Origin of the sequence: Paracoccus methylarcula, assembly GCF_003007735.2 — a bacterium.
Lineage (GTDB): Bacteria > Pseudomonadota > Alphaproteobacteria > Rhodobacterales > Rhodobacteraceae > Paracoccus > Paracoccus methylarcula.
This window is the reverse complement of sequence record NZ_PXNQ02000008.1, coordinates 147,994-161,608: the sequence shown is the minus strand read 5'-3', so window position 1 is coordinate 161,608 and position 13,615 is coordinate 147,994. Positions and strand designations below refer to the sequence as shown.

Genomic DNA, 13,615 nt, shown 5'->3' with positions numbered 1-13,615 from the left:
CTGGTAAGAGGATAGCCAAGACCTATCCACGCACGTCAGCGAATATTATTGCTTGGTCCGGGAGCTACCTCCTCAATGAAAATCCCGGCTCGGAAAGAGCTTCTTCGCCTGTTCCCTCGGATGGCGGGCTGAACTGCGGACACCGCCACCGGTAGTGTGCTGCATCTCACCCACTCCCTCGTCATCGCCGTCAATCATCACGGGTCGCGCCAGCGTCGAGAGCATCGGCGAGATATCCTCGACCTGCTCGGCGATCAAATGCGTGACCTGCCCCTCGCGTTCGATCCTGCCGGTCACACGTAGCAACCGGCCGGCGATGACCGCCTTGCGGAAGGTCTCGTAAATCTTACGCCAGACGACGACATTGGACACGCCGGTCTCATCCTCCAACGTCAGGAAGATCACACCGGATGCCGTGCCGGGACGCTGGCGGGTGATCACCAGCCCGGTGACGGTGACCCGCCCCTTCGCCATCGGCAGCCGGTCATGGGGCAGGCTTTCGGGCAATTTCGGGCGCAGCAATTCCACGGGATGGGCACGCAGGCTGAGCCGCAGCGACAGGTAGTCCTCGATCACCTCCTGCCCGAGCGTCATCGCCGGCAGGGTGACCTCCGGCTCCTGTCCACCCTCCCCGTCATTGCCGAAGAGCGGCAGTGGTTTGGGCGCGCGCAATGCCCGAGCCGCCCAGAGCGCATCACGGCGTGACAGCCCGATGGAGGCGAAGGCATCCGCCTCGGCCAGTCGCTCCAGCACCGCCGGATGCAGCCCCGCCCGCCGCCAAAGGTTTCCACATCCGCATAGCCATTGCCGCGCGCCGCCCCGATCCAGTCGGCATCCTCCTCGCGCATGCCCCTGATCTGGCGGAACCCCAAGCGCAGCGCCAGTTCGCCGTCCAGGCGCGGCTCCAGCGTGCAATCCCATTCCGAGTGGTTGACCGAGATCGGCCTCACCTCCACACCATGCTCCCGCGCATCGCGCACGAGCTGCGAGGGGGCATAAAAGCCCATGGGCTGGCTGTTCAGAAGCGCGCAGGTGAAGACCGCCGGATGGTGGCATTTGAGCCAGGCGGAGATATAGACCAGCCGCGCGAAACTCGCGGCATGGCTCTCGGGGAAGCCATAGGAGCCGAAGCCCTCGATCTGCGCGAAGCAGCGTTCCGCGAAATCCACGGCGTAGCCGCGCGCCAGCATGCCCGAGATGAAGCGATCCCGAAAGGCACCGATCGTGCCCATCCGCTTGAAGGTTGCAAGCGAGCGGCGAAGCCGGTCGGCTTCGGCAGGTGAGAACCCGGCGGCGACCACGGCGATCTGCATGGCCTGCTCCTGGAACAAGGGCACCCCATAGGTGCGCCCCAGCACTTCCATCATCGCCGGTCCCAGATCCTCGACACTCTCCTTGCCCTGGCGGCGGCTGATGAAGGGATGCACCATGCCGCCCTGGATCGGGCCGGGACGGATGATTGCCACCTCGCAGACCAGGTCGTAGAATTTACGCGGCAGCATCCGGGGCAGGAAATTGAGTTGCGCCCGGCTTTCCACCTGGAACACGCCGATCGCATCCGCCTTGCAGAGCATGTCATATACATGGCTGTCCTCGGGCGGCACATTGGCCAGTGTCAGCTCCAGGCTGCGGTGATCTGACAGCATGCCGAACGCCTTGCGGATGCAGGTTAACATGCCGAGACCCAGCACATCGACTTTCAACAGCCCGAGCGCATCGATATCGTCCTTGTCCCATTCGATAACGGTGCGATCCTCCATGGCCGCGTTCTCGATGGGGCACAGCTCGTCCAGCCGGCCCTGGGTGATGACGAAACCGCCGACATGCTGGGAAAGATGCCGGGGAAAGCCGATGATCTCGCCGATCAGCTTCGCGGCCAGCATCACACGGGTATCGGCAGGATCGATCCCGGCATCGCGCATCCGGTCCTCCTTGGGCGCCGTGTCCGACCAGCCCCAGATCTGCCCCGAAAGCCGCGCGATCACGTCCTGGCTGAGTCCCATGACCTTGCCGACCTCGCGGATCGCGGCGCGGGAACGGAAATGGATCACTGTAGCGGTCAGCCCGGCGCGATGACGCCCGTAGCGCTCATAGATCCACTGGATCACCTCTTCCCGGCGCTCATGCTCGAAATCCACGTCGATATCGGGCGGCTCACCCCGTTCCTTGGAGATGAAGCGCTCGAAGATCAAGGTGATGCTCTCGGGTGGCACCTCGGTCACGCCGAGCAGGTAGCAGACGACGGAGTTCGCCGCCGAACCACGCCCCTGGCAGAGAATATCCCTGGAGCGGGCGAAGCTGACGATGTCATGGACCGTCAGGAAATAGGGCGCGTAATCCATCGCGGCGATGAGCTTCAGTTCCTTATCGACCCGCGCGGTGATCTTGCTTGGTGCCCCATCGGGATAGCGCCAGTGCAGCCCTTCGCGGGACAGCCGTTCGAGCCGGGCCTGGGCGGGCTCGCCGTCGCGGGCCTCATCGGGATATTGATAGCGCAGATCGTCCAGGCGAAAGGCACATTGATCGGCGATCTCCAGCGTGCGGCGGATGGCGGCCGGGTAGCGATGGAGCATCCGCGCCATCTCGGCACCGGATTTGAGCCTGTGCTCGCCATGGGTCAGGCGGCGCTCGCCGATATTGTCGATGGTGCAGCCCTCGCGCAGGCAGGTCAGCACATCGGCAAGTGGACGCCGGGCCGAACGGTGCATCATCACCTCGCCAACCGCCACCATCGTCAACCCTGTCGCCTGCGAGAGCTGCGCCAGCCGATCGAGACGTATCTGGTCGCGCCCGTCATAGTGCGGGGCAGCCCCCAGGAAACACTGATCGGGAAAGGCATGCCGTATCCGTCGAAGTTCGCCCAGCAATTCCCTGTTGCGCCCTGCTTCCAGCGGATCGGGCGGCAGGGCGATCAGCACCATGCCAGCGCCCCAGTCCAGCAGATCCTTGCGCGTGAGATGGCATTCGCCCTTGCCCGCCCTCCGCTTGCCCAAGGACAGGAGCCGGGTCAGCCGCGACCAGGCGGTGACATCCCTGGGCAGTGCCAGCCATTCCACCTCGCTGTCGGTGAAGACTAGCCGTGCGCCGGGGATCAGCCGGGGCAGTGGTCCGTCATGCGGGATGCGCGGTCCCTCGCTCGGCGAGGCGTATTGCATCACCTGTCGGCTGGAATGGTCGGTCACCTGCCGGGACCAGATATTGGGGTTGTCCTGCGATACGCCAGCCGCTTCGCGGGCCTCTTGGCGCAAACGCTCCAGTTCCTTCAGGGCGGAAAAGGCTCGCACAACGCCCGCCACCGAATTGCGGTCGGTGATGGCGACGGCAGAGAGCCCCAGCTCGGCAGCACGCCTGACCAGCTCCTCGGGATGCGAGGCACCCTGCAGGAAGGTGAAATTACTCGTCACGCAAAGCTCGGCATAGGGGGTCATGCGAACTCCCCCTGCACCGACCAGTTCGGGTTCTGCGGGGTATGAAACAGCCACAGGCGTGGTCCCTCGCGCGTCTCCACCCGCCAGTAATCGCGCAGGCCCGAGCGCCAGTTGGGATCGTCGAACCACCATTCCGGGGTGATCCGTTCCGGTCCGGTGGCGCGCAGCGTCGTGAAGGACATACGTCGCCAGCGGAACCGCGCGGGCGGATGACCCGGCTGGCTCATCCCGCCGATCATGACCGGTTCGGGTGGGAAGATCACGATCGGTCGCTCCGGTCCGCGCCGGGGTGGCGGGTCTTCCGCTTCGCTATAGGCTGCCGGGGCCAGCAGAAAGCTGCGCTCGGGGATCTTGCTCTCCGCAGGCAGGAGGCGCAGCACCCGGTCGAAGCCCAGGCGGTTGCCGAGACGGGAGAAGAGATCGGACAGCGCGTCTTCCCGGCGTTCGCTCGCACCGCCTTCGAGCTGCACCGGGGCAAGCGGCTCGGTCACATGGGCGGTCAGTCGCATCGCCTCGATGCCGAACCCGGCCTCGATCTCCTCGACGCCCTTGGCAAAGAGTGCCGCGATCCGGTCTGGCTCACGCATGGGTCGGGCAAGGCCGATCTCTACCTGCACCATCTCCTTGTCCACCCGGTGCAGGTCCAACCGCAACCGGCGCGCGCCCCGGTGAAGCTGGGCAAGGGTCTCGCAAAGCCGGTCGAGCAAGCGCGACAGCCCTGCCATCACGTCTCCCTGCAGGCCGATCGGTTCCGGCAGGGTCAGCCGCACGCTGAAACGCGGGGCGTCCTTCTCGGGAGACACCGGTTCAGGCTGCCATCCGAGCGCCTGGTCGAGCCGCAGGAGCAGATGCGGGCCGAAGCGGCGTGCCAGGGGTGCACGAGGCTGGGCGGTCAGGTCGGCGATCCGGTTGAGTCCCATGCGCTGCAGGGCCTGCGCCGTATCCGCATCGATCCGCAGGGCGCTGACCGGCAGGTGAGCGATCCCCTCTGCCAGTCCTTCCTCCGGGACGATCCCGCTGCCATGGCGCGCCAGCCCGTATGCTGCGCCCCGCGTTCCGGCGATGGCACTGCGAACTGTGAGTCCGGCACGTTCCAGCCTGGCATGCAGATCGGTGCGCAGTTCCTCCTCGCCGCCGAAGAGATGCGGCACCCCGGTGATATCGGCAATCAGCCCGTCCGATCCGTCCCGCGCCACCATCGGGGAATAGCGGATGGCGAACCGGCGCAGGGCGGCGAGCGCGGCGCCCTCGCGCGTCAGATCGGCGGGACGGGTGGCAAGATCGGGGCAGATGGCGCGGGCATCTGCCAGGGCCATGCCGCGACGCAGACCACGCTGTTCGGCGCTCCGGGTCAGGCAATGCAGATGATCGGCATTGCCCGATCGCAGGATCAGGGCAAAGGCCCCTTCAGCGGGCCGTCTCCGCAGCTCGGTGTCGCTGGCCAGCCGCGGAAACCAGATCGAAAGCAGCCGTCGCACCATTCCAATGCAGGTTCCAGTTTCCAGTTGTTCCCTTTTTGTTCTTGATAAGGGACCAGTGATGCAGAGTCGAGTCCCGCGCATCCCCCGCGACCGGCGCGCAATGCCAGCGGGTCTCGGCGGCATTGCTGCCCTGGCCCTCGCGGATCAGCATCAGCCCGGTGGTGCGACCTGCCTCTGCTGCCAGTTGCAACCGGCGCCCAGCGGTAAGCGAAAGCGGCAGCGAGGGCTCGGCAATGACCAGCCCGACCGGATTGGCGCGCAGGCTCTCCTCAACCGCCCAGAGCAGATCGGTCTCACTTGCAGGGCGGATCACATGTAGCCGATCTCCGACCCCGTCGGGCAGGCCACGCAGCATCGGCAGGTGCTCTGCGCGCGGTGCCAGCACCCAGACCAGAGGCGCATCATGGCGTGCCGCCTGGAAGAGCGCGAAGGCGCGACGCCCCAGCCCTTCCGCCTCATGCACCCGCGATGGCGCCAGCGAGAGCATCTGCTCCAGCTCGGGTTCAGGCCGCATCCTCACGCACTCCTTCGGCGACGATCTGCAGACAACCATCTGGCAGGGGACGTTGCAGCTTGAGCGCCTCCTCGGCCAGTGCGGTCAGCCAGCGCCGGCATTCCTCCGGCTCCGTCAGGATCACCGGCATGGCCTTGGGATGCACGGCACCCACCTCGGCATTGGGCGGACAGGTCAGGAACCCAAACAGCTCCGTCGTGACCTCGCCCTCCTTCAGCTTGCGCACCGAGGTCCATTCGGTCCGGATCCCGGCGAAGAAGGCGAGTGGGCGTTCCTCTCCGAAGGCGAACCAGACAGGGGAATTGCGTGGGGCGCCCGGCCGGCTGTCGATCTCGGAGAAGCTGGTGAAGGGCACCAGGCAGCGATGCTCCACACCCAGCCAGCGTCGCCAATGGGGTGAGCCCGTATTGCGGATATTGGTCACGCCCTTGTCGGTGCGCTTGCCCTCCAGGAACTTTGCCGGGGTCGGCATACCCCATCGCGACATGGCAAGCTGCCAGCCACCAGTTGGGCCGTGCCGGAGGATCGGAGCCGAATAATCCGGATAGATGCCCGGCTGTGGCGGCAGGTTGCCCATCACATCCTCGACCTCGTCCTCCAGCACATCATCGACGAAGACGCGGCGCACGGCGTCCTGGCTCTTGGTCTGACTGTAAAGGTTGCACATCGGCGGCACTCGCGAAGAATCAGGGTAGGTTCGGATGGGAAGGAACAATGCCAGAACAAGGCGAGTGCGGGAAGTCAATGAACTGCAATGGCATAAATTTTCGCTCGCCAGCCAAGGAAAGGTGCACTATCCGTTAGCAATGTCCGAGGAGTTGGAGAAATTCTGGAGTGCCGACAAGGAGTTGTCCGTTGATCCCGATTGGAAGCGCCGGGAGAAGGACGAGTTTGTTCGGTTGGTAAGTCCCCTCGATATCAATGGCGTGACCGTGGAAGGATTGCGCTTCACCGTATCAGCCCACATATACATGCCGGATAGGTCGGTCACATTTCAGATTGAATACGAGTCCGTTCAGCACCCGAAGGGTGTCCCGATGGTTCGCTTCGAATGGCGACCCCGATCGCCCCACAACAATAAGGGGCTAGGTCCACTCGAATATCGATATATAGCGCTGACCGGGACTCATATTCACCCGTTTGATCTGAATTGGGCTTATTCCCAAAACCAGGTCAGAAAGGGTAACCTACCCATCGCAGTTCCGGTGCAACAAGAAATTGGCAGTTATGACGAGGCTCTTGCTTTCGTCGAAACTAAGTTTAGAATCAAGGGGGTAACGGGGATCCCCGCTCCTCCGTGGACCAGTAAGATGATATGACCGTAAAGACCAGAGACAGCAATACATTTCAAGATGTTGTGCGAGCCGCCGCCTCACAACTAGTCTCGCATGAGCTGATCTCTGGAGGCCATTATGTGACCACGCCTCTCATGTATGCCAGCGGAGGTTATGTGGTTATTCGTGTAGAGCAAGCAGGCGACGAGTTTCTGGTGTCGGATTTTGGCGCGGGACATGAAGAAGCTAGCCTCATCAACGGTGAAACCATTTTCAAGAAAGTGGCAAGAAGCATAGCGGAAGCAAACGGCGTGCAGTTTGACAGTTACTCATTCTTTGTCCTCAGGGTGTCCAAAGAACAACTGCCGGGAGCGATCGCTACAATAGCCAATTCGTCGCAAGAAGCGGTGAACATAACTGCTATGAAAGTGAGCGAGCGCAAACACCGCGACGACAACACTATCCTTTATGAAAGGCTTTCATCAGTGTTCGGACGTGCAAGCATTGCTCGTGACGCACATATCCTGGGGGCATCAAATACCGAGTGGCACGTGTCGTCTCTCGTGACCGTGCAAAATCATAGTGTAGCGTTTGAGGCGGTTTCCAAGCACCCCAATTCAATTGTCCATGCCGCAGCCAAGTTCAGCGACATCGCTAGAATTAATGACGCGCCCGGCAGAGTCGCGGTCGTGTCGAATAAAAAGGCGCTTGGGACATATCTTGGTGTTCTAGCTCACAACGCAAATGTGATCGAGCGTCGGGTGGACGATCAGGTTTATCAGAATCTTCTGGAAGCCGCTTAAACATTCATTGCTGCCAGGATCTGCAGAATAGTGCGGCTATGAAGACCTTACGGCTGGATTGGGATTATCACCAAGATCAACCCGTTCCTCCAACGCAACGATCAGCTTCGACATCGGTATCCCCAGCCCTTCGCTAACCGCCGCCAGAGCGCTGAGCGAGGGCTGACGCTTGCCGGTTTCCAGAAACGAGATGAATCTGACCGATACGTCCGCCCGCTCGGCCAGCTCCTCCTGGGTCATTCCGGCATCCTCACGTGCATCCCGCAAGGTTGCGGCGAATGCGGCGACGAGATGTTGATTGCTGCGGTCCATGGCATGGAGCCATTCCGCACGGCTTGACAATCCACCACGAACAGTTGTTCTAGTTGAGAATAAATGGCGTTCGCCATTATCCGGGAAACAGAACAATTACAGGGACAAGGGGACCTCCCATGCCAGATTGATCTGCCGTTGCATGGCATATGTCCCATCCGTTTGGCAGCCAGCCCAAGGCTGCCGTTCCCGGTCCCCGTTTCCGAGTCCATCATGAATTACGCTTCCCGCACCATCGGCACCGTCATCGACGATGTGAACCGCACCTATCTGCTCCCGGCCATCCAGCGCCCGTTCGTCTGGTCGTCATCCCAGATCATTGCCCTCTTCGATTCCTTGCTGAAGGGATATCCGATCAGTTCCTTCATGTTCTGGGCGATCGACGAGGCGACCAAGGCCGAGGTGCGCAGCTATAAATTCATCGAGAATTACAGCCAGGACGCTCGCAATGAACCCACTTCGACCGTGGGACGGAAGACGATTCTGGTGCTGGACGGTCAGCAGCGCATGACATCCTTGCTGATCGGATTGCGCGGCACATTCTCGGAAAAGGCGAAGGGTGCCCGCCGGTCCAACCCGTCCGCCTGGTCGATCAAGACCCTGTATATCGACCTGCTGAAAGATCCGGCGGAAACGGACCCGGAAAATGACAGCGAACTTGGCGTGACCTATGGCTTCGCGTTCCATGAGAGACGTCCAGCGGATACCCACCGGCATCACTGGTTCAAGGTCGGCGCGATCCTGGACTACGCGACCGAGGAACGCCTGGAGGGGCTGATTACCAAGGTAAAATCGGAACTGCACCACGGGGTAACATCCTATGATCACCAGATCGCCGAAGACATCCTGCGCCGGCTGCATCGGGTCGTCTGGCAGGACGAGGCGATCAATTTCCACACCGAGACCGACCAGTCTCCCGACCGGGTGCTGGATATCTTCGTGCGCGCGAATGATGGCGGGGTGAAGCTCTCGAAAGCGGACCTGTTGCTGTCGATGATCACCTCGAAATGGTCAAGTGGCTCCGCCCGCGATGAGATTTACAAGTTTGTCGACTACATCAACAGGGATCTCGGCGCCCCCAACAAGGTCAGCAGGGATTTCGTGCTGAAAGCCTGCCTCGTCGCCTGCGATTATGACGTGGTCTACAATGTCAGGAACTTCACCACCCAGGCCATCGCCGAGATCGAGCAGAAATGGGAATCGATCAAGCGGGCGATCGAAAACACCTTCCGGCTGCTGAACCGGCACGGGATCACCGGCGAGAACCTCGGGTCGCTGAACGCGATTATGCCGTTGGTCTACTATATCTACAATACGCCGGATTTCGATTTCCGCGGATCGAGCGAGTTCGAAGGCGCCAATGCCGCCGCGATGCACCACTGGCTTCTGAATAGCCTGCTGGTCAGCGCGTTCGTCGGCCATTCCGACCAGACCATCACGACGGCACGGGCGACGATCCGCGAACATCTGCGGATTGCGCGGGATTTCCCGGTGACCAAGCTGTTCGACGCCATGGCAAAGGGTGGACGGCTGTCCCAGGTGGATGAGCGAACCATCGAGGAACTGCTGGAAATGCAGTATGGCAGGCCCCGCACCTTCGTGGCATTGTCGCTGCTCTATCCCGGACTCGACTGGAACGGATCGAACTGGCATGTGGATCACATCATCCCGCAGGCGGATGCCCAGAAGAACGTCCTGCGGGGGCGTAACCTGCCCGAACACCGGATCGCGGAAATCATCGCGGCCGCGAACAGCCTTGGCAATCTTCAGCTCCTGCGTGCCGATGAAAATATAGAGAAGAGCGCAATCCCGTTCCGGTCCTGGATCACCGGGCGTGACCGCGAGTTCCTGAAGTGTCACATGATTCCGGATCAGGCCGACCTCTGGGACGTCACCACGCTACCGGAATTCGTGCGCGAGCGCGAAAAACTGATCCGGCAAAGCCTGCTGAAACTGGTCGGAAGGAAAGCTGCATGAAAGATACCCTGATGAACCGCGAGGAGTTGAAGCTGGCCTGCCTGGCACTTCTGGACGAGGCTGCCGTCGAACATCCCAGCGGTCATCAGGGTAAATCGGTCGCCCGATATATTCTCCGATCGGTAAATGACGATCGCATCGAGCTGATGTTCGAGAAGGGCGAGAATTCCCGCGCCAACCTGTGGGTCGCAAAATCATTCGCCCGCGATCTGATGAATCTGGGAATAGAGTGCAAGGAATATCCCGCTTCCGATCTGAACCGGGAAGTCGAACCGGGAAAACCGCGCAGATATGGCCGACATGCCGCCTTGAAGCAAATGCGCGACCTCGCTCATGCCGATCTTGTTCGCTTCACTGTCGAGAATGTCTCCCAGATGAAAGTGCTCATCGCAGGCATGAAGTCATTTCATCTGCAATACCATGATCCTGATAAGGCAGAGTCGGCCGCAATGCCCCAGGCAATGCCCGATACGGCAAAACAGATTCCAGACGATCACGCGACCTCCGGCAATGGAAAACGGGTCTTGCTCGGTTTTCTGGCATTTGTTGGGCCAGTTCTGTTGTTTGTGGTCGGCGTCATTGCCATTGGATTTGGCTGAAGTGCGAGCAAGCGGATGGCGGGATAGTCGGTTGGGGCGGCGTCTTACACGGGGTGATTTTCGGTAAAGATCAGGCAGACTCCCGCGCTTCCCGTAGCGCACGGTTAAAGAAATGCCGCGTTGCCTTATCACGCGCTTCCGGATCGGAAAGCACGATGTTCCGCATCTCATTGTCACGCTGGAACATGCGGATCGCACCCTGAAAGAATGCCTGAGCGAAAGCGGAATACACCACGTCCGGTGGGTTGTTGCGCAGCATCTCGGTCAGGTCTTCATCGAGGATGTCCCGATTGACCTGTTCGAAGCGGATCATGTCTGCCTCGGAAAACTGCGTGCCGTGCCGGTCATTGAACGCCTGCACGATCTCTGACAGCTCCTTCTTCTCGTCTTCATTATAAGGCTTCGCGCCGAATTCGCTGATGGCGGCGAGGGCTTGCGTATCGCCAGGCGATAGTGACGCGCTCCCTTGTTCCTTCTGATCTACCTTGAAAGCCTGCAGGCGAAGCATGTCCTCCGTGATCTCAATCTCCGGGGGAAGCTCACGATTCGGCAGCAAGCGTGAAAGCCAGCTGCCATAGGATGCCAGTTTTTCCAGCCCGGTGTCATCAAGCGAGATGACTTGCGCGATGAAGGCATAAAAGCGATTGAAGCTCTTCAGGAGTTGGCGGAACTCTTCCTGCCGTCCCTCGTCATCGTCAGCGTCAAACCGGGCGACGGCTTGGCGCACGAGCCCCTCAAGTCGCGGCCGGTCTGCGGTGCTGAGCGGTCCCTTAAAATAGATCTGGGCGAAGCGTTCGATCTCGTCCTTGTCGAGATAGCCGAACTTGTAGAGCCGCCCTTCCAGATCATAGACCTGATTGGGATCGGACATCGCCTCGACCGTTGTGACCTCGTAGAATGGGCGGAAGGCGTTCTGAATGTCCTCGATCGTGTTCTGGAAATCGAGGATAAATGTCCGATCCTTGCCTGCCCTCGTCCTGTTCAACCGGGAGAGCGTCTGCACCGCTTGGAGATTGGAAAGCTTCCGATCAACATACATGGCGCACAGCTTCGGTTGGTCAAAACCGGTCTGGTATTTCTCGGCCACGATCAGGATGTGATAGGTATCCGGATATGCGGTGCCGTCCGGTTTGAAACCGTCAAAACGACCAGGGAGCTCAGTTTCGGCGAAACCATTCAGGTCAGCCTCGGTTGTCGGTTCGCCGTTCACGTCAAGATCACCCGAAAATGCTACGAGGGCCTTCAGGTCGGCATAGCCCTGCGCCTTGATGTAGTTCTGCACGCCGAAGAAGTATTTGAGCGCGTGCTCGCGGCTCTGGGTGACGATCATCGCCTTGGCCTGCCCGTTCAGCTCATGCATGACGTGGCGGCGGAAATGCTCAACGATTATCTCGACCTTCTGACCGATCGCGGTGGGATGCAGACTGGCATATCGAGCAACCTTGCGCTGCCCCTTCCGGCCGCTCAGCTCCGGATCATCGTCGATCGCCTTTTCGAGCTGATAATACGCTTTGTAGGTCATGTAATTCTGAAGCACGTCGAGGATAAACCCTTCCTCGATGGCCTGGCGCATGGAGTAGAGATGGAAGGGGTGAGGATGCCCGTCGGCGCCCTTCACGCCGAAGCGTTCCAGGGTGACGTTGCGCGGCGTGGCGGTGAACGCGAAAAAGCTGATATTCGCCTGCGGTCCTCGCGCTTTCTGATATTCCGCGATCAGATCCTCGATGTCGTCGCTTGAATTGGCCTCACGCGTCAGCGCGTCCGTCATCGCCTGGGCGCTCTTGCCGGATTGGCTTGAATGCGCCTCGTCCACGATCACGGCAAAGGTGCGGTCTCCCTGTCCGGAAAGTTCCCGCAAGTGGTCGGTCGAGAACTTCTGGATGGTCGTGACGATGATCCGCGCGCCCTTGGCGATCGCGTCCTTAAGTTGGCGCGACGTGCCGTCGATCTTCTTCACGACGCCAGTGGTTTGCTCGAACTGTGTGACTGTCCCCTGGAGCTGCCTGTCGAGCACGACCCTGTCGGTGACGATGATTGCCGTGTTGAAAACCTGGCGATCGGTCCCGTCATGCAGATTGATCGCGTGGTGGGCCAGCCAGCCAATCGTGTTTGATTTTCCAGAGCCTGCCGAGTGCTGGATCAGATAATTCGCTCCCGTGCCATGGACCTTGGCATGTGCCATGATCTTGCGAACCGCATCGAGTTGCTGGAAGCGCGGGAAGATCATGACTTCGTCTTTCCCGCTCACTTCCAGATGCATGAACTGGCCGATGACATCGAGGAGGACCGAACGTGAAAAGATCGCCTCGCCCCAGGAACCCGACCTGTAGAGATAGGCAATGCGGTGCTCGTCCTCGACATCGGGATTGCCGGCTCCGCCGTCACGTCCCCGGTTGAACGGCAAGAAACGGGTTTTCCCGTTCATAAGCCGTGTGGTCATCGATGCATTGTCTTCATCGAGCGCGAAATGGACAAGCGCGCCTCGCTTGAGGGTGAGGAGCGGCTCGCCTGCGGGAGCGCGGTCATCGCGATACTGCTTCTCAGCATTGCGGAAGGTCGAGCCGGTCAGAAGGTTCTTCGCTTCGATGGTGACGACCGGCAGGCCGTTGACAAAGAGCACCACGTCGAGGCGGCCTCCATGCTTCTGGCTGTATTCGACCTCGTCCATCACGGACAGGATGTTCGCCCGATACTCTGCGATGCGCTTGGGTTCCAATCCGCTGGCAGGACGGAAATAGCAAAGGCTCAGGGCGATGCCAGGAACGATCTTGATGCCCTTGCGCAGGACATCGAGAAGGCCACGATCTTTCAGCGCTTTTTCGAGTTGCTTGAAGAACACCTCCTCCGCCGACGCGGTATAGTGCTGCGTCAGCTTTTCCCATGCCTCGGGCTGTGTGCTCTGGATGAAGCGAAGAACGAGAGCCCGATCCATCGCGAGGGCGCGGTCGTAATCCACCTTCGGGTCGCGGCGTTCGTAGCCTTCGCCACTTTCAAGTTGAGCAATCAGATGATCCTGGAGGATTTTCTCCTTGTGAACGCTCTGGGCTGAAATCGTCATGATGCCGCCCTCCCTGCCTGAGTTGCGGTGAAGGCGGCGAGATAAGGGGCACTCAGGGTCACGGCGCGTCCTCGGCTACGTCAATTCGATTAGCCGTTTCAAGCAAATTTCCTTCGCGTTCATGTTCTGCCATTGTTTTGCAAAACAGATCTGCGAGTGCGCATCCTAG

The 13,615-nt window shown here is 60.6% G+C and carries 9 protein-coding genes and 1 pseudogene; 4 read left to right on the top strand and 6 right to left on the bottom strand.

All coding sequences use genetic code 11. The features are described from left to right. Nucleotides 1-72: 72 nt before the first annotated feature. The 4 genes and pseudogenes from A7A09_RS13845 to A7A09_RS13830 all read right to left on the bottom strand — a co-directional run bounded on the left by A7A09_RS13845 (nucleotide 73) and on the right by A7A09_RS13830 (nucleotide 6,090). Nucleotides 73-3,428 (bottom strand): annotated as a pseudogene (locus A7A09_RS13845) (error-prone DNA polymerase). Beyond that, the gene (locus A7A09_RS13840) at nucleotides 3,425-4,909 is read right to left on the bottom strand and encodes a Y-family DNA polymerase (protein WP_106691946.1); all 1,485 of its coding nucleotides are present in this window, start codon (nucleotides 4,907-4,909) and stop codon (nucleotides 3,425-3,427) included. Before A7A09_RS13840 ends, A7A09_RS13845 begins: the two are co-directional and overlap by 4 nt. After that, nucleotides 4,836-5,423 (bottom strand): ImuA family protein, encoded by a 588-nt coding sequence (locus A7A09_RS13835; protein WP_106691945.1) that lies wholly within the window; start codon nucleotides 5,421-5,423, stop codon nucleotides 4,836-4,838. Before A7A09_RS13835 ends, A7A09_RS13840 begins: the two co-directional genes overlap by 74 nt. After that, nucleotides 5,413-6,090 (bottom strand): SOS response-associated peptidase, encoded by a 678-nt coding sequence (locus tag A7A09_RS13830; RefSeq protein WP_106691944.1) that lies wholly within the window; start codon nucleotides 6,088-6,090, stop codon nucleotides 5,413-5,415. Before A7A09_RS13830 ends, A7A09_RS13835 begins: the two co-directional genes overlap by 11 nt. A 64-nt stretch (nucleotides 6,091-6,154) precedes the next feature. Between A7A09_RS13830 and A7A09_RS13825 the strand changes: the two genes are divergently transcribed. Beyond that, nucleotides 6,155-6,742, top strand: a complete 588-nt coding sequence (locus A7A09_RS13825) for a hypothetical protein (RefSeq protein ID WP_148043668.1) — start codon at nucleotides 6,155-6,157, stop codon at nucleotides 6,740-6,742. Next, nucleotides 6,739-7,500, top strand: coding sequence for a hypothetical protein (locus A7A09_RS13820; protein ID WP_106691942.1), 762 nt, complete (start codon nucleotides 6,739-6,741; stop codon nucleotides 7,498-7,500). Before A7A09_RS13825 ends, A7A09_RS13820 begins: the two co-directional genes overlap by 4 nt. A gap of 36 nt (nucleotides 7,501-7,536) precedes the next feature. On the opposite strand, the gene A7A09_RS13815 is transcribed toward A7A09_RS13820, so the two are convergent. Then, nucleotides 7,537-7,812: a helix-turn-helix domain-containing protein gene (locus tag A7A09_RS13815; protein WP_106691941.1), complete on the bottom strand. Its 276-nt coding sequence runs from the start codon at nucleotides 7,810-7,812 to the stop codon at nucleotides 7,537-7,539. Nucleotides 7,813-8,025: 213 nt separating this feature from the next. Here A7A09_RS13815 and A7A09_RS13810 point away from each other — a divergent pair, with 213 nt between their 5' ends. Both A7A09_RS13810 and A7A09_RS21100 read left to right on the top strand, forming a co-directional pair. Beyond that, complete coding sequence (locus A7A09_RS13810) at nucleotides 8,026-9,789, top strand: GmrSD restriction endonuclease domain-containing protein (protein ID WP_106691940.1); 1,764 nt, start codon at nucleotides 8,026-8,028, stop codon at nucleotides 9,787-9,789. Beyond that, a complete protein-coding gene (locus A7A09_RS21100; protein WP_211341135.1) occupies nucleotides 9,786-10,388 on the top strand; it encodes a hypothetical protein in 603 nt (200 codons plus the stop codon). The genes A7A09_RS13810 and A7A09_RS21100 overlap by 4 nt, the downstream gene beginning before the upstream one ends. A gap of 70 nt (nucleotides 10,389-10,458) precedes the next feature. Here A7A09_RS21100 and A7A09_RS13800 read toward each other — a convergent pair whose 3' ends face one another. Further along, on the bottom strand, nucleotides 10,459-13,446 hold the full coding sequence (locus tag A7A09_RS13800; protein ID WP_106691939.1) for a type I restriction endonuclease subunit R: 2,988 nt from the start codon (nucleotides 13,444-13,446) through the stop codon (nucleotides 10,459-10,461). Nucleotides 13,447-13,615: the final 169 nt, after the last annotated feature.